The sequence below is a fragment of the Tessaracoccus sp. SD287 genome, assembly GCF_017355265.1.
Lineage (GTDB): Bacteria > Actinomycetota > Actinomycetes > Propionibacteriales > Propionibacteriaceae > Aestuariimicrobium.
The window spans coordinates 30,469-51,543 of sequence record NZ_JADIJQ010000003.1 but is presented as its reverse complement, the minus strand read 5'-3'; the positions used below and the strand labels follow the sequence as shown (position 1 = coordinate 51,543).

Sequence of the window (21,075 nt, the reverse complement as noted above, 5' to 3'; positions counted from 1 at the left end):
TCAACAATCAGGGGCCACTCGTGGCATCACTGCCGAAGTGGTCCGGCAGCTCAGGGGAGTCCGAGCCGGTCGAAATCCTGCTGCATGCGGGTGCGCCGTCGATACCTCTCCCGCAGCTCGGCGATGAACTCGTCCACCGCTGCTTCCTGGGCCGAGCCGGACGCCAGTCGGCGCATCGTCGCCAACCGGCGGGCAGCGATCGGGTAGTTCCTGGGGTCGGTGACGCTCAGTTCGTCCTCGACCAGGCGTCGGTGGATCGGCAGCACTGCGGTGGCGTCGATCTTCTCGTAGGTCTTGAGCAGGTCACTCCAGGTGGCATGGTCGTCAAGGTGCAGGGAGTGGGCGAGTTGCCAGGCGGCTTCGGGCTGCTTGAGTGTTCGCAGGGTGAAGCCGACGGCGTCCGCTGGCGTGCGGGTCAGGCTGCTCATCACCTCTTCTCGATATTCGGGCCAGCTCGTCCGGGCGGCCTTGAACAACGCGGTCGCCGTCGTCTGCGACGGCCAGCGACGAAAGACGTCGAGTCGGGCCGGAAGCAACTCGTCGGGCCGGTGCTGCTGGAGCAGTTCGCACCAGTAGTCGGCGGCGCTCCGGGACTGGTGCTGATGGTCGAACTCAGTGGCCTGCCTGGCCCAATCGATGGCGAGATCGAACTCACCGATCTCCTCGAGGGCCTTCGCCGTGTCCACGTACCAGGCGGCGACCTTGCGGTCACGGGCGTGGGTGCCGATGATCGCGTCGATGTCGCGGTCCAGCACGGCCAGGCGCTGGGCATTCCAGTCCAGGGTGAACCACTCTGCGGAGTGTTCGGAGCTGAAACGTTCGTCGTGACTGGGTCGTGGGCCGAGACTCGCCTCGATCTCGGCTAGCCGCTGGCGGTAGGTCCGGACGCCGGCTACGCCCAGGGCCGGCGCGTAGGCCACTGGGTCGAGCTCGAAGAAGTCGACTTCGCCGTCGAACTGGAACTTGATCATCCAGGTGATCAGCTTGCTGCTCGGCACGTGGGCTGCGGCGGCGGTCTGGGGATGCAGCTCGAGCAGCCGATGCACCGCATCCCCGATGGTGCCACTGGAGTCATCGGCGCGTGCGATCACGGCGATGGCGCTGGTGAGCGCCTTGTGGGTGACCGCGTGCACCTCGCTGGGGTCGCTGGTCGTCAGGGCATCCTCGAGGATGTCGATCGCCTCGTGCATCTGACTGCCATGCCGGTTCGCGGCGTGGTAATGCAGTTCGGCACGGGTGCGGATCAGGGGCAGGACGGCATCGGCCAGATTGCTCACGGGGAGCTCCTTGCGCTAGACAGGGACCGCGATCAGGCTACGCGGCAATCCGGATGGCGGGCCAAGTCGTGACCGGTGCGCGTCCGATTGGGCGCAAGGACCACTTTCCGGTAGTGTTCTTCTTCGGGTCAGCCCGCCACCTTTATGGTGGAGGACAGACCCGGGCGGGCTGTAGCGCAGCTTGGTAGCGCACTTGACTGGGGGTCAAGGGGTCGCAGGTTCAAATCCTGTCAGCCCGACGTATAAAGCGTAGTCAGAGGCGGTTTCGGAGAAGTCCGGGGCCGCCTCTTTCGTGGTCTTGGCAGCAACATCGGCAGCAGGGGTTAAGAGGTGACCCGGCGGGGACCGCGACGGGCCGGCGGGAACTGGTGGGTTCCAGATCTTTCCGCTCGCGTGGGCTGTCCAGCGGAAGTTCTGCCATAGAAGTCACGATGTCCGGTCAGTCTCAGGATCTGAGCGGACGTTCTGCCATCACTGTCACGATGTCCTTCGATTGAGGCTCACTCCGCCGATCAAGTCGTCCAGGTGGGTCACGTCGACGTCCGCGCCTAAGCCGACGGCGTCGGGATCCGAGCCGACGTTCTGTCATTTCGATAACGATGTTATCCACGCACGCTTGTGGCCGGAATATCGACGTAGCCTCATATCGAGGACGCCTCGTTTGCCGGCTGGTCCCGCCCGTCGCACAGGCCCGATGCCCTCTCGAGCAGAGGGATGTCCCCAGTGACCAACGCCGTCGAGCCCACTCCCGTTCAGACCAGTCCCGACGCGCCCAGTCCCGACGCGCCAGTCCCCACAGCCGTTACGAGGCGTACCATCATCGTCGCGACCGGACTGGCCGTGACCGTTGGCCTTGTCGGCGCGCTCGCGCGGCCACGTCCGCCGTCGCTCTCCACCACTGTGACGGGGGACCCAGCCCTCGCCGCTCTGGCGCTCCCGTACCTGGACGGGGCACTCGACCGGGTCAGCATCGCCGTCGTCGACGGCAACACCGTCACCTACGCGAACTTCGGCGCCGACGGCACGACCGTGTACGAAATCGGCTCGATCACCAAGACGTTCACATCTCTACTGCTCGCCGATGCCATCGAGCGGGGCGAAGTGACAGCCGACACGAGACTGGGTGCGCTCCTGCCGCTCGGGGATTCGCCGGCAGCCGACGTCACGTTGGCCGAACTTGCCAGCCACCGCTCGGGGTTGCCGCGCACTGCGCCGACCACGTACCGGATGATGCTGCTGCAGCTCAATAGTCCACATCGTGACCCCTACGTCGAGGATGTTGACGGGGTGATCGCACAGGCGCGGGCAGCGGCCCTGCACGAAAGGGGTACGGTCCGCTATGCCAACTTGGGCGCAGCACTCCTCGGACAGGCACTCGCTGCGGTGACCTCGACCGATTACGCCGAACTGGTGGGCCAGCGCATCTTCGGACCGCTCGGCATGACTGCCAGCACTGTCCCCGTGACCGCCGCGAATCTGCCGGCGACTGTCCTCACCGGATACAGCGCTGATGGCAAGTTTGCGCCGCCCTGGACGCTCAATGCATCGGCTCCGGCAGGGGGCATCCACTCGAACGCCACGGATATGGTTCGGTACGCGCAGGCACTGCTTGGCGGCACCGCCCCGGGCATGGGCGCGCTCACTCCACGCTGGGACGCCGGGTATGGCGCACGCATGGGCTACGCCTGGTACACCACCTCGGTCGCAGGGCACATCGTCACCAGTCATGGTGGCGCCACCGGAGGGTTCTGCGCCGCCATCGCTCTCGATCTGACCAACCATCGGGCGGTCATCATCCTCTCGAACACGAAGTCACCCGTAGAGCAAGCCGCACTCACGCTGCTGGTCGGGGAGCACTGATGAACATCATTGTCCTCACCATCATCATCATGATGCTGCTCGGTGCACCGAACGGCCTCATCGTCAGTCTCGCCGTGGCGTTGATCGCTGCGGCAGTTCGGACGCAGGGACGGCTCCGTGAGCGAGCGCTGGGCATCCTGAAAACCCGCTTCCTCTGGACGAGTGTTGCATTCTCGTTGGCGGCGCTGCTGCTCGAGGATGGGCAAGGGGTCGCGATTGTCTGGCTCATCGTGGCGTTCACGATCAGCGCCTGGTGGGGGCGTGGGACAGTCACCGATCGCGATCGAGCGGGGCTGATCGTCCGCTTCGTCGCGGCGCTGACGGGCCTCACCATGGCATGGGTGACCTGGGACTGGGTCACCAGGCCGACCGTCGTCTGGTTCCTCGCCGTCTTCTTGGTCGCAGTCGGCGTGTTCGGGATGGTGCTGCGCTGGTTGGCGATTCCGTGGTTTGCGGACACATTTTCACGGGTGCGCACGGTTGGACTCGCCGGCAGTGTGGCGATGTGCACGGCGATTATCGCTGTGCCTTTCGTGTGAGCCGCTCAAACTCGAGCTTCCGTCATCGTGTGGTCGGACGAGGCCAGGCGCGTCAGCAGGTCCGAGGATGATCACCCCGTCCCGTGGCAGGTGGCCTGCAGTGATCGCGTTGTCGGGGAGGACCACCGGACCGCGCCCGAACGTCTCGTTCCATGGCGGTGCCCTGAGACGTTGCGTCAGGCGCTCGCCCTGACCAGGTCCCATGGCTTCCAGCTCGGCAGGTTCTCGTCCCGGTGAGCAGCCCGGGGTGCCCACTCAGCGACGCAGGTGGGCGGCAAGGTCCGCTGGACGCGCCCGGGAATGAGGTGCCTCGTGTCAGTCTGGGGTCTGAGTGGAGGAGCGCCGGGTGCCCTCGGGATCCTCGGTCCTCTCCAGGGACTCTTCCAGAATGATCTCGGCCTGAACATGCGGGGACTCACTGCCCGCCGCTTGTTCCTCGGGCAACAACTGGGCCCGGGTCTCGACATCGTGCTTGTCCGGCGTCTGCGTCATGCCAGTGGACGTTACCGTCGAGGGTCACTCGATGCAGCAACTAGCTCCAGCGTGACTACTTCCGTCCGACCCACCCAGTCCCAACATCTGGTGCTGAACACTGCTTCACCCGCCAACGACCGTCTGGCTCGTCCAGAAGCCGGCCCGCGGCTGCAACAACGGAATGCCGGTCAGGCGCAGGCCGAGGCGCCTGACAGTCGTTGCCACAGGGCGAAGCCCAGGATGGCGAGTCCGAAACCTGCGCTGGCGGCCCAGTTCGGCTGGTCGAGCATCATGCCGGCGCCGGGGACGAGCAGCGCCGGCATCAGCGCGCACGACGACGCAACGCCTCTCGTGGCTCCCCGCAGTGGCAGGTAGGTGGTCAGGACCAGTGCACCGATCACGGCCATTGCGCCGATGAGGATGTAACCCTGCAAGTTGGCCAGTGAGGCCCCTGCTGAGGCGAGGTACCCCAGGAAGAGCAGCGGGCTCAGCAGCAGCAGCGCCAACGTATGGCGTGGGAGCCACCCGGCGCGGAGGGTGTTGATGACCGACGGACGTCTCAGGGCGACGGCGTCCAGGGCCGGGATCCGACCGTGGGGACCAAACATGGGGGACTGGTCGGTCCGTCGGCCGTCAGCCAGCATCAGACACCGGCGCTCTGCTGGGTAGCGATCTGCGCACGGACGTCGTCCATGTCGAGCCCGTTCACCTGCTCGATGACGCGGTCCAGGTCAGCGGGCCTCAACGCGCCGGGCTGGTTGAAGACCAGAATGCCGTCCCGGAACGCCATGAGAGTGGGGATGGACGAAATCCGGGCCGCTTGCGCGAGCTGTCCTTCGGCTTCGGTGTCGACCTTGCCGAACACGATCCCGTCATGCTTGGCAGAGGCTGCCTCAAAGGTGGGGGCGAACGCTCGGCAGGGGGCGCACCAGGCCGCCCAGAAGTCGACCAGGACGATGGGATTGTTCTTGATGGTGCTTTCGAAGTTGGTTTCCGTGAGGTTCTGCGTTGCCATGGTGGTCACTCCTTGTCGTCGTGTGGGCTTAGCGGCCGAAGACCTTGAACAGCCCGGAACTGGACGTGATCACGGGCTGCACGGACTGCGCGTGTCCGTCGCACCACTGGTCGGCGGACACGTGGGCCTTGACCTGGTCGATGTGCTGGCCGCAGCCGGACCACGTGGTCTTGCCGCAAACATTGCATTGGGTGGGGCTGCACATGGGCAATCTCCTTGTGTTGTGCTCTGCGTCTGCACACAACGATACTCCCGGGGGTATATGGGGAGTCAAGTCGACCGGCCTGGTGGGTGGTTCTCAGTGGGACGCCGGTCGTGTCGGGTCGTGGCGAGGGGCCGACCAGGGAAGGCCCGTGGCTAGCCAGGCAGAGCCCGATGGTGCACGCGCTGCTTCTCGGCAGACACTCACGCTCCGCTGACGATCACCAGCTCATTGCCCTCCGGGTCGGCGACCCGCCAGCGGCCCTCCGACTCATCCAAGAGCTGGCCCCGGCCCGCAACGGCCGAGGCGACACGCGACTCCGCGACGTCCGCCGGCACCGCAAGCTCGACATGGATGCGGTTGCGCTGCCGGCGCCGATCCGTCTCCGAGACGTCGAGCTCCTGGAACACCACCTCCGGGTTCAACCGGCGCAGATCGTAAATGTCGCTGGCCCCGTCGCGCCGGTCGTGCTCGTAGCCGAGCGCAGCGACCCAGAACGCCCGCACCGCGGCCACATCGGCAGCGTCCAGGAACAACTGGACAAATCGGGGGCGTGCAGAATCCGCCGTGGCCCCGAGTTCACGAGCGGCGGCCTGGATACTCACGGCAAGATCGGTGAAGTCCAACGCCAGGCCGTGGGCATCCTTGTCCCACTGGTCCTTGCCACTGTCGAGGATCACGAGCCCGGGGCGCAGGTCGATCAGCAGCGGGAAGCCCGCCTCGTGGGCCAGCGCTGCCGCGGCGGCAACCAGCTCACGTTGCTGGGCAGGGGAGGTGACGCGGTAGCACGCCATGGCGCTGAACACCGCCTGCCAGTCGGAGGTTCCGTCCTGATCGCCGAGCCCGTCTCCTGGCACCAGGTCGACCTCGTTGCCATCGGGGTCGGCGTGACAGACCCCGAACGGTCCCGAGCCTTGCCCAGGACTGGCCTGCGCGACTGCCGCGGCCGGACGCACCACGTCGAGGTGGATGCGGTTGCGCAACGGCCGGGCCTCGTCCACCCCACGGATCCGTAGCGGTGGGTCGCGCCGCAACGCATCCACCAAACCAAAGTCAGGGCCAGGGGAGTAGTCGAGCACGTGCTGCCAGAACTCCTGCACGCCCGACGGGTTGGGGGATTCGATCACGACGCTCAGGTGCTGCAGCACGGCGGGGTTCGCGGCCAATCCCAGGTCCCGCGCCACCGCCGACACCGCCCCGGCGTGCTCATCGGAGTCGAGGCGCACCCGTAGGCCGGTGGCGCGCAGGTCCACCAACATCGCGGGCGCCAACTCCATGATGCGGCTCGCCAACGCGGCCCCTTCGGTCAACGACGGCGCGTCGAACCATGCGGTCGCCACACCGTCGACCACCCGCCAATCCGTCCCGATCTCTGTCATGTTCGGCACTGTATGCCCGATCCTGGCGATCACTTCAGGAAGGGGATGAGGACAGCTCGAATCGGGTCTGGCTCGAGGCCGAGGGCCATCTCTGCCCAGATCACACCGGACGTTCTCCGCGCCCCACCCGCGCCACGATGGTGGCAATCCGGCTCGCACGCGTTTCTGAGCGCTTGGCCAACGCAATCAGGGCGAGCGCCTGTTTGCGGATGCTCGGCGCACAGGAGTCCCAGGTGGTCCGCGCCACCGCGTTCGCGTCGAGGGCGTCGACCAGTTCAGGCGGCTCGACGAGTGCCTCCACGGAGTCGAACACCGTCCACATGCCATTGGCCTTGGCCCGCTCGATCGCCGCGATCCCCGCCGGCTGCAGGCGTCCCTCACGTTCCAGGTCTGCCACCCGCGCCTTGTTGGAGGCTGCCCACGGGCTGTTCAACCGGCGAGGCGACATCCACTGCATCGCCCGTTGGTCGTCGAGTCCCTTGACCTGTCCGTCGATCCAGCCCCAGCACAGGGCCTCACGGACGAGGTCGTCATACGGCAGGGGCGTTCGTCCCGACTTGCTGCGCCATCCGATGACCCAGACGCCCTCCCGGCGAGTGTGGTTCGCGGCCAGCCAGTCGCGCCAGTCCGCCAGCGTCGCCGGTTGGAACTGCTCAGCCTCTTCGCTCGCCATGGGCTTCATCCTCCGGTCGGCCTCGCCCCCGAGTCCACACGGACGCTGCGAAGGTCTCCATGCAGCAAGTGTGCTCACCAACCCCTGGACCGGCAACAGCATGCGGGATGTGCGGGACTGGGGCATGTCTGCTGGCTAAGGTGCCACGCGGGGCATGCACGATCCGAACCCTTCGGACGAAGGAGCAAGAAGAGCGGCACTCACGCGAATGGAACAGCCGCTCCTCACCCTCTAGCGTCGGTGGTACGGGCAATCGGAGCCGTCGAAAGGGAACACATGCATGTCGTCGTAGGAGTCGGGTACGTCCAGGCGGCCACGACCATCCGGGGCAAGGCCACCACAGTGCTCGCAGCGGCAGCCGGACGGTCGGGCCGGTGACGGCGTTCGACGTGATCGTCACAGCCGCTGTCGTGACGAACGGGCTGCTCGCGGGCTTGTTCTTCGCGTTCACCTGCGCAGTGAGCCCGGCACTCGGTCGCCTCGATGATCGCTCCTACGTGGCGGCCTTCCGGTCCATCAACACGGTGATCCTCAACCGCTGGTTCCTGCCGGTCTTCTTCCTGGCACCCGCGACGGCGATCGCCGCAACGGTGGTGGCCACTCTGGGGCGCCACCCATCATTCTGGTGGGCGGTTGTCGCCGCAGCCTGTTCAACCTTCACCTTCGTCATCACCGTGGCGGCCAACCTGCCCCTAAACCAGGCGCTGGATGCCGCCCCTGGGACCACCTCGACGCAGTACGAGCAGGCCCGCTCGGCGTTCGAGGCCGCCTGGAACCGCTGGAATCTCGCCCGGACCCTCACCAGCGTCGGTGCCTTGGTCCTCCTGGCGTGCGCCACCATCGGGTAGCGGTCACCGCGGCCGCTGAGATTCTGCGAAGAAGATCCCCAGTCGTCACATCCACGCAGACCAGCGGCGTTGGATGACGACCAAGGGGAGCGCTCGCACAGTCCCTGCACACCGACAGGCCCAGCGGTGAAAGCGCCCCGTGTCCGTAGAGGAGCACCCATGCCCGACAAGACCGCAGTCGACGGCTCGGTCGGCGAAGCCGCCGACACCTGCGTCCTGCAAGTTCAGAACCGAGCGAACGAAGCGAAGAACGTCGTGGTCCACGTCAGGGCGTCAAGTTTGTGCCACTCGCATGCGGCCTTTGCTTGTCTGGTGGTGGGGGCCGAAGCTCGCGCCTCCCGCGTTGACCTCAATGACACGCACATGCACTTGACGACCGAGGCCAAGGCAGGCGAACACGTCGTGTTGGTGGTCAATCTGGTCGCTCGCGACAATGGCGTCCTGTGCATGCGTCTGGGCACGATCTCCTTCGAGCTCGAACTGGTCGACGTCGCCTGACCCACCAGCCATGCCCCGCCACGAGCCGCTCACGTCGAGGCGCGTCGGCGGGCCAGCACCCCCGTGAGCCACGCACGACCGCCGCTCGGCGTCGGGGAGGCGGTCCCGGCACCCCGGCCTCCCCGGCGCGTCGGCGCAGTTCCAGCGCAAGGCTGCGCTCACCGCGGTCCATGGCCCACCGATGATTCATCGCGAAGAGGGGCCGCAGCGCACAGGACAAGTACTTGAGCAGCGGCTTGGTGGCTTCAACCCTCCAGTCGTAGGTGATCGCCACCCCGTCACCGTCCTTCGCGAAGGTCCAGATGCCGCGTCCGACGAAGTCGCCTTCGGCGACGAGCGTCGACCCGGTGGGGGAAACGTCCGTAACGACGAACTGCCACCGCAACGTGTACGGCAACCAGCCCTTGGTGTGCAGGTCAACCCGCTTGCCGAGGCCATTGGCCTGCCCGGGGGTCAAAATGCGCGTTTCCAGGTAGACCGACGGCCACCACCGCGGCAGACTCTCGACGTCATTGAAGATCGCAATGACGTCCTCTGCTCGGGCCTTCATGTGCCAGTGCGTGATGAAGTGGTAGTCATTTGTCGCCATCACAACCTCCCCGGGTCATGGACAACGGTACGTCCGCCGCGACGCGTCGGACCTGCCCAAATGGGGTCTCCTCAACACACCCCAGCGCCTGCGCGTCGGCGTAGATTGTGGGCCATGGCCACAGTCTCGGGCTCAGAGCCAGTCTCGACGGAGACGCCGAATGCCTACGCACGACTGCTTCGACGGATCGAAGAAGCCGCCATCCTCGACCGTGTCGTCGACCAGGTCGACCCGTTGGCAGGAAAACTCACCTCCAACGACCGGATGCGCGGCGTCCTCCACGGCGATGTCACCGGCATCCCCCTCCACGTGATCGTCACCGACCTGCCCCTCGGTGCGTGGTGGATGTCCATCTTCCTGGACCTGTTCCCCCAACAGGACTTCCGCGCGGCGTCGCAGCGCCTCGTAGGGCTCGGTCTCGTGGGTGCCGTGCCGACCGCGTTGGCTGGGTGGGCCGAATGGTCCTTGAAGGACCAGCCGAACCGTCGGGTGGGGATCGTGCACGCCGTGGGAAACGAGGTCGCCGCCGTCATCTACCTGGCCTCCTGGGTCGCCCGGCGTCGCGGCCGTCATGACGTCGGCGTGCAGTTGAACAGGGTGGGCGCGGTCTTCCTGCTGGCGGCTGCCATGTTGGGCGGTCACATGGGCAGCACCCGACGCACAGCGTCTCCGCCGGGTCCGTCCCACTAGGGACAAGGGGTGACTGGCCACCCACATGGCTTTCTCAGCAGTGAACGCGGTACAGGTCCGTTGGCAGCGCCGGGGCGTCTTCGCGGTCCCGGCCGAACAGACCTGAGCGACGCGGCAAGACCGGCTCAGGAGCCCTTCGGCCAGTCGTCCGGGGTGGGCTCCTCCGGCTTCTCGGGGACGGCGACGTGCTGCGTCCAGTCGTCCTGGGGCCGGTAGCCGAGTTCCAACATGGTGTTGGTCATGTCCCAGCGCCGGTTCGGGTTGTCCGAGATCGCGTAGTAGAGCCCGAAGGTCACCTCGGCCTCGATGGCGCACCTCACCACCTGGACGGTGTCGTCCTCGCTCAGCCACATCGCCCGCAGCAGGTCGAGGTCGACGGTGCTGGGGTCGGGGGAACTCCAGCCGATCCGTAGCGCAATGAAGTCGATGCCGTACTCGTCGTGGTAGTAGCTGCCCAGAGCCTCCCCGAAGACCTTCGAGACGCCGTAGAGCGAGTCGGGCCGGGGCAGCTGGTGCGGGTAGACCGGCCACGTCTCGTGGCGGTCGTACATGCCCATTGCATGGTTGGACGAGGCGAAGACGAACCGTCGCACCCCGTGGGCCCGAGCAGCCTCCAGCGCATTGCGCATCCCGACGATGTTGGCATCGAGCACGTCCTGCCAGGACGACTCGGGGGAGGCCGACCCGGCCATGTGGACGACGGTGTCCACCCCGTCCATGAGCTTCTCGGTGGCCTCGTAGTCGGTCAGGTCAGCGATGGTGATCCGGTCGGCCTCGTCCTCGTCCGGATGCCTGCCCTGCAGCACCAAGTCGTAGTCGTCGGCCAACCGGTCGGCGAGCAACTGGCCGATACCTCCCGTGGCACCGGTGATCAGAACCTTGCGCTTGGTCATGCCTCGATCCTGTCATCTCGGTCGCCATGGTGTGACTGTCCGAGGGCATCGCACCACACGACCCGTGCTCCTAAGCTGCAGAGGTGACGACTCCTGTCCTCGCGACCAAGCTGTTCGTGCCGACCACGCGCCCCCGCCTGGTGGTCCGTCCGCGACTGACAACACACTTGGACGCGACACTCGCCGCGGGCCACCGGCTCACCCTGGTGTCCGCGCCAGCCGGGTTCGGGAAGACGACGGTGCTGGGCGACTGGCTGGCCGGTCTGGCCCAGCGCGAGCAGCACATCCGGGTGGGGTGGCTCTCGCTGGACGCTGGCGACAACGACCTCGTCCGGTTGATGACGCACCTGGTGGCGTCACTCCACACCGCAGGTCTTGACATCAGCCCGGTCGCACCAGAGGCGCTGGCCACCGGCCTGAGCCAGGCGGCGCTGACCGTGCTCGTCAACGACATCACCCTTGCGACGCAAGGATCGCCGGGGGAGCAGTGGGTGCTCGTGCTGGATGACTACCACGTCATTGACGCTGCTGCAGTGCACGAGGTCCTGGCCTTCGTGGTCGAACACCTGCCTGCCCACCTGCATCTGGTGGTGGCGACCAGGGCCGATCCGCCGCTGCCGCTGGCCCGGCTGCGCAGCAGCGGACAACTCACCGAGGTACGGGCCGCCGACCTCCGTTTCACCCCGGCCGAGGCACTTGAGTTCTGCAACCAGACGATGGCGCTGGATCTTGCCCCGTCGGACGTGGAGGCGCTCGAGGAGCGGACCGAGGGCTGGATTGCCGGGCTCCAGCTCGCCGCATTGTCACTGCGTGGCATCACCGAACGGCGCGGGATCGCGGAGTTCATCGAGGCATTCGCCGGCAGCAACCGGTTCGTCATCGACTACCTCGCCGACGAGGTGCTCGCCCGGCAGACCAGCGACCTCCGCGAGTTCCTGCTCGACACCTCGATCCTCGACCGCCTCACCGGGCCCTTGTGCTCGGCGGTCACTGGTGGCGCTGACGGTACCCAGATGCTGGCCGACCTGGAGCGCAGCAACCTGTTCGTGGTCCCGCTCGATGCCGAGCGCCGCTGGTATCGCTACCACCACCTGTTCGCCGACGTCCTGCGCGCGCGACTGCACGTCGAGAACCCGGGCGGGCTGCCCGTCCTGCACCGTCGGGCCAGTGAATGGTTCGCGACCCAGGGCATGGTCGAGGACGCCGTCCGGCACGCCCTGTCGGCCGAGGACTTCGAGCGTGCCGCCCACCTGATGGAGGATGCACTGCCGCAAATGCGCCGCAATCGCCGGGACGGCGTACTGCTGGGCTGGGTGCGGTCGCTGCCGGAAGCAACGGTGCGGAGCCGACCGGTCCTGGCCATCCTGTCGGGCTGGTCACTGATGTTGGACGGCGATCTGGACGGCGCCGAATCCAGGTTCGACGACGCCGAGGCGGCCCTCGAGGCGGGTCTGGACGACCCGACGCTCGCGGCCGCGTGGGCCGACACCGAGGACCTTCGGACCGCGCCTGCGACGGTGGCGGTGTACCGCGCCTCGATGGCCCAGGCACGTGGTGACGTGGCCGGCACCATGCGTCATGCCCGGCGTGCACTCGACCTTGCCCGTCCCGATGACCACTTGGTGCGTGGCGCCGGCGGTGGCTTCCTCGGACTGGCAAAGTGGGCGGCAGGGAACGTCCACGAGGGGTTGTCCCTGTTCACCGAGGCGGGGCGCAGCCTGCGCGCGGCAGGGAATGTGGTGGATGAGCTGGACAGCACCGTGATGCTCGCCGACATGTGGGTGGCCGCTGGCAGGCCGAGCCGTGCCCGCCGACTCTGCGAGCAGGCACTGGAGACCGCCAACCGGGGTGGAAACCCGTACCTGCGGGCTGCCGCCGACCTCCACGTCGCCCTGGCCGAGCTGGATCGGGAGGTCAACGACCTGACCGGCGCCGACGCCCTTCTCGAGACGGCACGCGTCCTGGGGGAACGAACGTCGATCACCGAGAACCGGCACCGCTGGTTCATCGCCATGGCGCAGGTACGCGCCGCGCGTGGGGACCATGGGTCGGCGAAGGACCTGTTCGACCAGGCGGAGGCACTCTTTCGACCCGGCTTCTCTCCCGACGTCCGCCCCATCGCCGCGATGAAGGCACGCGTCCAGATCGCGGCTGGCGAGCTCGCGGCCGCCACCGCGTGGGCGCAGGAGCGGGACCTCAGCGTCGATGACGAGGCAGAGTTCTTGCGCGAGTACGAGCATCTGACCCTGACGCGGCTCCTGCTGGCCCAGCATTGGGCCGCTCCCGGCCGTGGACCGGCAGGCACGGATCCGCTGGAGGCGTCGCTGGGTCTGCTGGACCGGCTGCACGCAGCAGCCGCTGCCAGCGGGCGAGGGGGAAGTCTGCTGGAGATCCGGCTGCTGCAGGCGCTCACCCACCAGGCCCGAGGTGACCTGCCCCTCGCCCTCGACGCCCTGGCGCTCGGCCTGGGCGAGACCTCCGAGCCCCACCGCCATGTCCGGCTGTTCCTTGATGAGGGTGCCCCCATGCTCGCGCTGCTGGACCGAGCCGCCTTAGACACGACTCCCAGCGCTACGGAGGCTCGCGTCACGCTTCGGGAGCATGCCCGAAGGCTCCTCGACGGGACCCCGCCGACCATGGACGCTGCTGTTGCCGTGCCGTTGGTGGACGCCCTGAGCCGGCGTGAACTCGACGTGCTGCGACTCCTCGACAGTGAACTGACCGGACCGGAGATTGCCCGCCAGCTCTACATCACCCTCAACACGCTGCGCACCCACACCAGGCGCATCTTCACCAAGCTCGATGCCCAGACTCGGGCAGCCGCGGTCCATCGGGCCCGCGAACACGGTCTTCTCTAGGTCGATCCACAAGACGGTGTCACCACATCACTCACATCATCTGGTGACGCCCGGTCATCATGCCGGCTCCTAGGTTCAGGTCATCTCCGCAGCATCCGCCACGGACCGACCTGAACAGGACCTGACATGACCATCACACCCAACTTCCTCTTCCGATCGGCGGCCGTCGCCGCCGTCGCCGCCGGGTTGCTCTTCATTGGCATCCAGCTTGGCCACCCCCATTCCGACGTCACCGCCGTCACCACCACCGAGTGGGCGGTGCGCAACTCGGCCAAGGTGGTGATGGGCGCCCTGGCGCTGGTCGGCATCACCGGCATGTACCTGCGTCAGGTGAAACAAGTGGGCCGGCTCGGCCTGCTGGGCTACCTCGTCTTCGCAGCTGGCTATCTGTGCATCATCGGCGTCACGTTCGTCTCCGCCTTCGTCCTGCCGTCCATTGCCGAGACCGACCCCGGCTACGTCAACGACGTCCTCGCCGCGGCCACCAACGGTGCTGCGGTCGGCGACATCGGTCTGATGCAGTCGGTCCTCAACATCATGGGTCTCACCTACCTGGGCGGCGGCATCCTGTTCGGCATCGCCCTGTTCCGGGCGCGCGTGCTGGCCCGCTGGGCAGCCGTCCTGTTGGCGCTGGCCAGCCTCTTCACCGCCTCGCTCGCCATCCTTCCTGACGCGTTCTTCCGGCTCCTGGCCTTCCCCAACTCCATCGCGCTGATCGGACTCGGTGTGTCCCTGTGGCTCAGCACCCGCGTCGAACCTGAGGTGTCGCCCGTCGCTGTCGGGGCCGAGCCCCTCGCCGCCACGAGTGTCCGATGACCCCGCCACGCGGCTCGGTGGCCCGACCGCAGCGGGTCCAGACCCGGCCCTCCCGGAAGGGGGCCGGGGTTCCGGCTGCGGACAGGACCAGCTGGGGCGTGCTGGCCGCGCTGGTAGCACTCAGCTTGATCCCGGTCATTGCCGGTTCGCTCCGGGTGGCCGAGATCGCCGGCGGTCCGCAGGTGCTACCGGTCAACCCACGCATCGACGCCGTCCCGGCACCTGTGGTGGTGCACATCATCGCCGCTGCCGTCTTCGCCCTGGTCGGGTCACTCCAGTTCTCCGCCCGGCTTCGACGCTCACGACCCACCTGGCATCGCAGGTCGGGCCGGGTGCTGGTCGGGGCAGGCATGCTGGTCGCCGTCTCCGGTCTCTGGATGACGGTGTTCTACCCCGGCGCTCCCGGTGGCGACCTGCTGTGGGCGGTGCGGCTCGTAGCCGGCACCTCGATGGCCGCCTGCATCGTCCTGGGCGTCACCGCGATTCGGCGCCACGACATTGGGGCGCACCGAGCGTGGATGATTCGCGCCTACGCACTCGCTGTCGCCGCCGGCACCCAGACCTTCACCCAAGGAGTCGGCGAGGCCCTGTTCGGCACCGGCGAGCTGAGCACAGCGGTCTCGATCAGCTCAGGCTGGGTGATCAATGCCGCCGTCGCCGAATGGGTGATCCGGCGGGCTGGGGCTGGCAGGCGTCGAATCAGCGCTGCTCGGATTCTGGCGGTGTCGCGATGAACCCGCGTCTGGAACGCGACGCACCGACCCACTACGCAGTGCGCGTCCGGGGGCACTTCGACGAATCCTGGTCACCGTGGTTCTGGGGAATGGCCCTGACCTGCGAGGACGACGGCACCACCACCATGCGCGGCGAGCTGATTGACCAAGCCGCCCTGCACGGACTGCTGGCGAAGGTTCGCGACATCGGCGCCACGCTCATTTCGGTGGAAGGCACGGCGCCCTGCTCATCGGACGGCGTTTCGCCGACTCGTGGTCCGGGGGGACTCACCGACCGGAGTAGTCGATGATGAAGGCTGTCAGGAACCCGGCAGCCGTGATCAGTCCGGTGAGCATGTGGCTGTTCTCGAAGGCCTCGGGAATCATCGTGTCGGCCAGCATCGCCAGGATGGCTCCAGCCGCGACCGCGGTGATGAAGGCGATGAGTCCACCTGAGGCGTCCTGCAGGAACAGGAAGCCGGCCAGGGCCGAGAGCCCGGAGACCACGGCTATGCCGCCCCACACGGCGAAGACGTACCCGGCGCTGCGTCCGCTGCGTTTCATACCTGCCGTGCTGGACAGTCCCTCCGGCACGTTCGAAATGAAGACGGCGGCCAGCATGGCGGGGCTGACCGCCCCAGCACCCAACATCCCGACGCCCAGGACGACGGACTCGGGCACGCCGTCCAACAACGCTCCCACGGCGATGGCGGTGCCGCTTCCGGGTGCGTCCTGCTCGCCCGGCTGTAGGTCACCGGAGCGCTTGCGGTGTCGGGCACCGCGGCGGGCCAGCAGCACATTGGCACCGACATAGACGACCGCACCGCAGACGAACCCGGCCACCATGGCGAGCAGGCCGCCGCCCTTGACGGACTCCTCCACCAACTGGAAGGACAGCGCCGAGATCAGCACCCCGGCGCCAAAGGACATCACCGACGAGACGACCCGTGCTGGCACCCGCCACTTCCAGGCGAGGGCACTGCCCAGCAGCAGCGCGGCACCGGCGACAGTGCCCCAGATCCAGGCCTGCAGCCATACGGGCATCCCCACCCCCTCGACGCGCCCACCAGCATTCGCTGACAGCGCCAGTGTTCTCCCTCGGTGGGTCGGACGCAATGGCGTCCGTTGGTGCCGGCCAACAGGCGTGCGACCCCAGCGACCGCGGGCTGCGGCACGCCGTTGGGGGTGGAATGTCGTCGGGGACGACCCGGCGCCGGGCAGCGGCGGTTAGCGTGGCGACATGACTGATCAGATTCGCATCGCATTCCTGACCGCCTCCGAAGGTGTCGAGGCGCAGGAGTTGACCGAGCCGTGGGCCGCTGTCAAGGAGCAGGGCTGGACCCCCGAGCTGGTCAGCCCCGAGGCCGGCAGCGTCGACCTGTTCGACCACCTCACCAAGTCCTCGACGCAACAGGTGGATGTCACCGTGGCCGAGGCCAGTGTGGACGACTACGACGCGCTGGTGCTGCCCGGTGGCGTGGCCAACCCCGACGCCTTGCGCACCGACAAGCAGGCCGTCCAGTTCGTCAAGGACTTCATGGCCTCCGGCAAGCCGGTGGCAGCAATCTGCCACGCCGCCTGGACCCTGGTCGAGGCCGACGTGGTGAAGGGCCGTACTCTGGCCAGTTGGCCCTCGCTGCAGACCGACATCCGCAATGCCGGAGGTGAGTGGAAGGACCAGGAGGTCGTCGAGGACGGCAACCTGATCACCAGCCGCAACCCCGACGACCTGCCCGCGTTCTGCCGGGCGCTGGTGGACGCCGTCAAGGGGGCGTGACTCATGGACGAGCAGGAGGAGTACCGCCGACCCCGCCGCCAACGAGTGCGCCCCACCGGCTTCCCCTTCCCGGGGGCAGCGGGCACCACCCGCGGGGGTACCAAGTGGCAGGTCGGCGGGTGCTGCCTGCCCCTACCGATCGGATGTGTGGGCATGATGACGGTGCTGGGCACGATCGGCGCAGTGGTACTTCCTGCCGCTCGCAAACGTCGGCAGGGATGACTCCGACCCAGGTGCTCGCGTCAGGTGCACGAACATCCATCGAACGGCTCCACCACACCCCGGAGAGGGAGAGGATCACACATGACTTACGACGAACTCAGCAGGATTCCGGCACAGCAGCAGGAGTGGCCCGGCAGGACGTCCGAACTGGACCCCCAGCCGGACCACGGTGAACAGTCCTGGGTTGGGCGCGGCAGGCTCGAGGGCAAGCGGGCACTCATCACCGGTGGGGATTCGGGCATCGGTCGTGCCGTGGCGGTGACCTTTGCCAAGGAGGGTGCCGACGTCGTCATCGCGCATCTGCCCGAGGAGGAAGTGGATGCCCAGGCCACGCTGGAACTGGTCCGCGCTGCGGGAAGGCGCGGTGAGTCGGTGCCCGGTGACCTGCGGACGCCCGAGGCGAACCGCGAACTCGCCAAGCGCGCCGTCGAACTGCTCGGCGGGGTCGACGTCCTGGTCTGCAATGCGGCCTACCAGATGACCCACAAGGAACTCCAGGAGTTCCCCGACGGCCAGATCCAGCGCACCTTCGAGACCAACATCATGGGGCCGCTGTGGCTGACCAAGGCGCTGGAGAAGGAGCTCCACGGCGGCAGCGTGATCATCACGAGTTCCGTCCAGGCCTTCAACCCGTCGGACCAGCTCCTCGACTACGCGGCCACCAAAGCCGGGCTGAACAACCTGGCGGTCAACCTTGCAGCGGAGTTGGGCGAGCACGGCACCCGCGTCAACGCTGTGGCGCCGGGACCCATCTGGACCCCCCTCATCCCGGCGACGATGCCCCCCGAGAAGGTCGACGGATTCGGATCTGACACGCCACTGGGACGCGCCGGTCAACCTGTCGAGGTGGCCGCTGCCTTCGTGTTCCTCGCCTCCGACGAGGCCAGTTACGTCTCCGGGACCGTGCTGGGTGTCACAGGCGGCAAGCCCATTTTCTGAGCCGCGCCCGGTCGTCCAGGCAGCTTGCTAAAAATCAGCTGTCAGAAGGTCAACTTTCGCTGACGTCAAGCGCCCGTCCGGCTCGAAAGCCAACCCCTTTTCAGGGGTGCCTCAGACCACGTGGCCAGGCTCTTGACTGGCCGGGCCGGCAGAGAGATGATCCTCGCGTCTGTCCGGGCTCGACAGTCCCTCGAAGGGGGTCCGTGATGCAAACCAAGACAGGTCCCATCCTCATCGGTTTGGCCTACATCGGCCTGGTGGTGTTCGTCATGCTCTTCTGCGCCAGCCAGACCGACACGTTCGACGAGTTCGCCAAGTACTGGGGGCTCTTCGGAACACTCATTGGCGTCGCCACGGGCGTCATCCCGGCGTTCTTCTTCAAGTCGCAGGCGGACCAGGCCAACGAGAAGGCGGCGAAGGCCACCCAGAAGGCGGAGAACGAATCCGAGAAGGCGCAGCTCTTCGCGGGGATCGCCGAACCGTCGGCGGTGGACCGCGTCCGCTCCGAGAACGCGCGATTGTTCGTCTGAACGAACGGTGGTGGTGCGGGGCAGCAGCGGCTGACAGGTCGTGCCCCTGGACGGAAGGCGATTCTGATGGAACGCCGTGACGCAGAACTGGCTTTCCTGGTCATGGGCGGAAGCCGATCAGGGCAGCGCATTCGGATACCCCAGGGGATGCACCTGATCGGCCGAGAATCAGCCTCGACCATACGGCTCATGGACGACGGCGTGAGCCGCCGCCATGCACTCGTGGTCCGGGCAGCTGACAGTGTGACCATCGAGGACTCGGGTTCCACGAACGGCACCTGGGTGAACGGCAGGCGACTGAGCTCCCGGCACTGGCTCCGTGCTGGAGAGGAAGTCCGGATCGGATCGGTCACCCTGCGGTTCGAGGGTGGCTATCCACCAGCGCATCATGCCGCAATGCCAGCGCCGGACGTTCAAGGACGAGGGTCTGTGCGCCTGGGCCGCGTCCTCGTTTTCGGCGCTGTCGCCAACATTGTGATCCTCGCCGTCGGTGTGGCGATCCAGTTCGCCACGAGTTCCACGAGCATCGGGCCGTGGATCGCCGCCCCGATTGTCGGGATGGTGGCCTCACTGATCGAAGTCACCAGGGAATCGTTCACTCGAGAGAAGCCGTCGCCGGCGGGTGGCCCCGTCGGCGGTGACATGCCACGGGCCAGACCGGCTGCTGCTGTCCGCCCACCGAAGCGTCGTACCTCGGTCGTTGCCGGCGTCCTCATCGCCGTCGTGCTGGTCGGTTCGGGGGGAGCAGTCGTCGCGTTTGGGGTGGCAGCGGTCAGCGGGTACATCACCGGTAACCAAGCGGGCGGCTCAGAACGATTGCGGGACGGCCCCGTCACCGTGAACGCCGACGGGGTCCTGACCACTGTGGAGAGCGTCGAACAAACGCGTGACTTCACGCGCGTCACCATCGTGGTGCAGAACAATCTCGGCAACACCATCACCCTGCCGCTGTTCACGAACGCCACACTCAGCGACGCCGTGGGAAATACGTTGGACGCGGACCGCCTGCGCAGTACTTGGAGCGATCAGATTGCTCCCGGGCAGACGCGCCGTGGCACCATCGTCTTCGGCGGCCATCTACCCGACGTGAAGACAACCGCCGTCCTGTCCTTTGCGACGGTGTTCAGGCAGGGATTTGATGGACCGACGTCCATCGTTGTGCCCGAATTGCTCCTCGACACTGTCGGCTGAACGCTGCAATTTCAGGACCCGGCGTTGACGCAGGGTTCAAGCATTGGGCAACAGTCATCGACTGTGCCCGGGTGATGGGTCCGACAGGGTGCGCCGTCGCCAGCAAGCGTTGGCTCTCATCGCAATCACTGCCGGGCGCGGCGCCGCTTGTCCACGGGTGGCGTCAGCTGACCGCACGCCATCGCCGTCAGTGCCAACCCGAACCCCAGGAGCTGCGCCCAGTTGAGGGACTCGTCGGCGAAGACCACGCCCAGGGCCGCTGCCACCAACGGCGACAGCAGGCCCAGCAGGGCCGTTGCCGTGACCGGCAGTCGTCCGAGGCCTCGGAACCACAGTGTGTACGCCAGCAGTCCGCCGACCAGCCCGAGCCACAGGTAGCCTGCCACGCCCGCCGTGTCGACGTGAGCAGGAACACCCTCCAGCAGCAGCGTCGGGGCCAACAGCACGACGCCGCCCGCGCTGAGCTGCCAACCGGCGTACCCGACCGCGCCCAGACCAGGTGGACGGCCCCACTTCTTGGTGAGGACGACCCCGGTACCCATGGCTGCAGCCCCGCCAATGCCGGCAGCCACACCGACCGTGTCGAACGCGGCGCCGGGACCGAGCACCACCATGGCGACGCCAGCCACCCCGACCACGCCCCACCCCAGTCGCCACCACGACAACCGTTCCGAGAGCACGACGACCGCGAGGACCGCGACCAGAATCGGTTGGGTCGCACCCAGTGTCGCGGCCACCCCGCCGGGCAGACGCTCGGCAGCGACGAACAGCAGCGGGAAGAACACTCCGATGTTCAGGGTGCCGAGCACCGCGGTCTTCCACCACCACGCGCCCCACGGCAGCCGACGGGCGATCAACAACGCCAGCAGTCCCGCCGGTAGCGCGCGGATGAGGGCGGCGAACATCGGGTGGCCGGCGGGCAGCATGGTCGTGGTGACGAGGTAGGTGGTTCCCCACACCGCGGGCGCGAACGCCGTCACCAGGGTGGTCGACGCACGCGACGTGGGGGAGATTGGTGTCATGGCGTGGTCGATGGCTGCTGTGTTCACCACTCCACTGTGGGCCCGCGTGATCCATGAGTCCAGCACATGC

Annotated in this window: 24 protein-coding genes and 1 tRNA gene; 14 read left to right on the top strand and 11 right to left on the bottom strand. The window is 67.2% G+C overall.

The window, feature by feature from the left end; all coding sequences use genetic code 11:
• Nucleotides 1-50 precede the first annotated feature (50 nt).
• Nucleotides 51-1,277, bottom strand: a complete 1,227-nt coding sequence (locus IPV09_RS02055; protein WP_207473330.1) for a DUF6880 family protein — start codon at nt 1,275-1,277, stop codon at nt 51-53.
• 165 nt (nt 1,278-1,442) lie between these two features.
• Between IPV09_RS02055 and IPV09_RS02050 the strand changes: the two genes are divergently transcribed.
• The 3 genes from IPV09_RS02050 (at nt 1,443) to IPV09_RS02040 (ending at nt 3,676) form a co-directional block, all read left to right on the top strand.
• Nucleotides 1,443-1,516, top strand: a tRNA-Pro gene (locus IPV09_RS02050).
• A gap of 484 nt (nt 1,517-2,000) precedes the next feature.
• Nucleotides 2,001-3,137, top strand: coding sequence for a serine hydrolase domain-containing protein (locus IPV09_RS02045; RefSeq protein WP_207473328.1), 1,137 nt, complete (start codon nt 2,001-2,003; stop codon nt 3,135-3,137).
• Nucleotides 3,137-3,676: a hypothetical protein gene (locus tag IPV09_RS02040; protein ID WP_207473326.1), complete on the top strand. Its 540-nt coding sequence runs from the start codon at nt 3,137-3,139 to the stop codon at nt 3,674-3,676. Before IPV09_RS02045 ends, IPV09_RS02040 begins: the two co-directional genes overlap by 1 nt.
• Nucleotides 3,677-3,991: 315 nt before the next feature.
• Here IPV09_RS02040 and IPV09_RS02035 read toward each other — a convergent pair whose 3' ends face one another.
• The 6 genes from IPV09_RS02035 to IPV09_RS02010 all read right to left on the bottom strand — a co-directional run bounded on the left by IPV09_RS02035 (nt 3,992) and on the right by IPV09_RS02010 (nt 7,419).
• Nucleotides 3,992-4,168, bottom strand: coding sequence for a hypothetical protein (locus IPV09_RS02035; RefSeq protein ID WP_207473324.1), 177 nt, complete (start codon nt 4,166-4,168; stop codon nt 3,992-3,994).
• A gap of 170 nt (nt 4,169-4,338) precedes the next feature.
• Entirely contained in the window at nt 4,339-4,758 is a 420-nt protein-coding gene (locus tag IPV09_RS02030; RefSeq protein ID WP_207473323.1) for a hypothetical protein, read from the bottom strand.
• Between the two features lie 35 nt (nt 4,759-4,793).
• Complete coding sequence (locus tag IPV09_RS02025) at nt 4,794-5,165, bottom strand: co-chaperone YbbN (protein ID WP_207473322.1); 372 nt, start codon at nt 5,163-5,165, stop codon at nt 4,794-4,796.
• Nucleotides 5,166-5,193: 28 nt separating this feature from the next.
• The gene (locus IPV09_RS02020) at nt 5,194-5,370 is read right to left on the bottom strand and encodes a hypothetical protein (RefSeq protein WP_207473472.1); all 177 of its coding nucleotides are present in this window, start codon (nt 5,368-5,370) and stop codon (nt 5,194-5,196) included.
• Nucleotides 5,371-5,570: 200 nt separating this feature from the next.
• Entirely contained in the window at nt 5,571-6,746 is a 1,176-nt protein-coding gene (locus tag IPV09_RS02015) for a VOC family protein (RefSeq protein ID WP_207473321.1), read from the bottom strand.
• Between the two features lie 100 nt (nt 6,747-6,846).
• Nucleotides 6,847-7,419 (bottom strand): YdeI family protein, encoded by a 573-nt coding sequence (locus IPV09_RS02010; protein ID WP_242681112.1) that lies wholly within the window; start codon nt 7,417-7,419, stop codon nt 6,847-6,849.
• A 374-nt stretch (nt 7,420-7,793) separates the two neighbouring features.
• Here IPV09_RS02010 and IPV09_RS14550 point away from each other — a divergent pair, with 374 nt between their 5' ends.
• Together IPV09_RS14550 and IPV09_RS02000 are read left to right on the top strand one after the other, a co-directional pair.
• The gene (locus IPV09_RS14550; RefSeq protein ID WP_207473319.1) at nt 7,794-8,267 is read left to right on the top strand and encodes an anthrone oxygenase family protein; all 474 of its coding nucleotides are present in this window, start codon (nt 7,794-7,796) and stop codon (nt 8,265-8,267) included.
• Nucleotides 8,268-8,426: 159 nt separating this feature from the next.
• Nucleotides 8,427-8,765: a hypothetical protein gene (locus IPV09_RS02000; protein WP_207473318.1), complete on the top strand. Its 339-nt coding sequence runs from the start codon at nt 8,427-8,429 to the stop codon at nt 8,763-8,765.
• Here IPV09_RS02000 and IPV09_RS14545 read toward each other — a convergent pair.
• A complete protein-coding gene (locus tag IPV09_RS14545; protein WP_370590190.1) occupies nt 8,680-9,315 on the bottom strand; it encodes an SRPBCC family protein in 636 nt (211 codons plus the stop codon). The two genes, IPV09_RS02000 and IPV09_RS14545, sit on opposite strands and share 86 nt — an antisense overlap.
• Nucleotides 9,316-9,468: 153 nt before the next feature.
• On the opposite strand from IPV09_RS14545, the gene IPV09_RS01990 reads away from it, so the two are divergent.
• Nucleotides 9,469-10,044, top strand: a complete 576-nt coding sequence (locus IPV09_RS01990; RefSeq protein WP_207473314.1) for a DUF2231 domain-containing protein — start codon at nt 9,469-9,471, stop codon at nt 10,042-10,044.
• 125 nt (nt 10,045-10,169) lie between these two features.
• Here the strand turns inward: IPV09_RS01990 and IPV09_RS01985 are convergent, their stop codons facing one another.
• Nucleotides 10,170-10,937: an NAD(P)-dependent oxidoreductase gene (locus IPV09_RS01985; RefSeq protein WP_207473312.1), complete on the bottom strand. Its 768-nt coding sequence runs from the start codon at nt 10,935-10,937 to the stop codon at nt 10,170-10,172.
• Nucleotides 10,938-11,020: 83 nt separating this feature from the next.
• On the opposite strand from IPV09_RS01985, the gene IPV09_RS14540 reads away from it, so the two are divergent.
• From IPV09_RS14540 to IPV09_RS01965, 4 genes are all read left to right on the top strand, one after another.
• Nucleotides 11,021-13,795, top strand: coding sequence for a LuxR C-terminal-related transcriptional regulator (locus tag IPV09_RS14540; RefSeq protein WP_207473310.1), 2,775 nt, complete (start codon nt 11,021-11,023; stop codon nt 13,793-13,795).
• Nucleotides 13,796-13,921: 126 nt separating this feature from the next.
• Nucleotides 13,922-14,611, top strand: a complete 690-nt coding sequence (locus IPV09_RS01975) for a hypothetical protein (protein WP_207473308.1) — start codon at nt 13,922-13,924, stop codon at nt 14,609-14,611.
• Entirely contained in the window at nt 14,608-15,345 is a 738-nt protein-coding gene (locus IPV09_RS01970) for a DUF2306 domain-containing protein (protein WP_207473306.1), read from the top strand. The genes IPV09_RS01975 and IPV09_RS01970 overlap by 4 nt, the downstream gene beginning before the upstream one ends.
• Nucleotides 15,342-15,635 (top strand): hypothetical protein, encoded by a 294-nt coding sequence (locus IPV09_RS01965; protein ID WP_207473304.1) that lies wholly within the window; start codon nt 15,342-15,344, stop codon nt 15,633-15,635. Before IPV09_RS01970 ends, IPV09_RS01965 begins: the two co-directional genes overlap by 4 nt.
• Here the strand turns inward: IPV09_RS01965 and IPV09_RS01960 are convergent.
• Nucleotides 15,613-16,368 (bottom strand): ZIP family metal transporter, encoded by a 756-nt coding sequence (locus tag IPV09_RS01960; RefSeq protein ID WP_207473303.1) that lies wholly within the window; start codon nt 16,366-16,368, stop codon nt 15,613-15,615. The genes IPV09_RS01965 and IPV09_RS01960 overlap by 23 nt on opposite strands.
• 196 nt (nt 16,369-16,564) lie before the next feature.
• Between IPV09_RS01960 and IPV09_RS01955 the strand changes: the two genes are divergently transcribed.
• The 4 genes from IPV09_RS01955 (at nt 16,565) to IPV09_RS01940 (ending at nt 19,983) form a co-directional block, all read left to right on the top strand.
• Entirely contained in the window at nt 16,565-17,101 is a 537-nt protein-coding gene (locus IPV09_RS01955) for a type 1 glutamine amidotransferase domain-containing protein (RefSeq protein WP_207473302.1), read from the top strand.
• Nucleotides 17,102-17,404: 303 nt separating this feature from the next.
• Nucleotides 17,405-18,262, top strand: a complete 858-nt coding sequence (locus IPV09_RS01950) for an SDR family oxidoreductase (RefSeq protein ID WP_207473301.1) — start codon at nt 17,405-17,407, stop codon at nt 18,260-18,262.
• Nucleotides 18,263-18,468: 206 nt separating this feature from the next.
• Nucleotides 18,469-18,792, top strand: a complete 324-nt coding sequence (locus tag IPV09_RS01945) for a hypothetical protein (protein WP_207473300.1) — start codon at nt 18,469-18,471, stop codon at nt 18,790-18,792.
• Between the two features lie 66 nt (nt 18,793-18,858).
• Nucleotides 18,859-19,983, top strand: coding sequence for an FHA domain-containing protein (locus IPV09_RS01940; RefSeq protein WP_207473299.1), 1,125 nt, complete (start codon nt 18,859-18,861; stop codon nt 19,981-19,983).
• A 125-nt stretch (nt 19,984-20,108) separates the two neighbouring features.
• On the opposite strand, the gene IPV09_RS01935 is transcribed toward IPV09_RS01940, so the two are convergent.
• Nucleotides 20,109-21,032: an EamA family transporter gene (locus tag IPV09_RS01935; RefSeq protein ID WP_370590179.1), complete on the bottom strand. Its 924-nt coding sequence runs from the start codon at nt 21,030-21,032 to the stop codon at nt 20,109-20,111.
• Nucleotides 21,033-21,075: the final 43 nt, after the last annotated feature.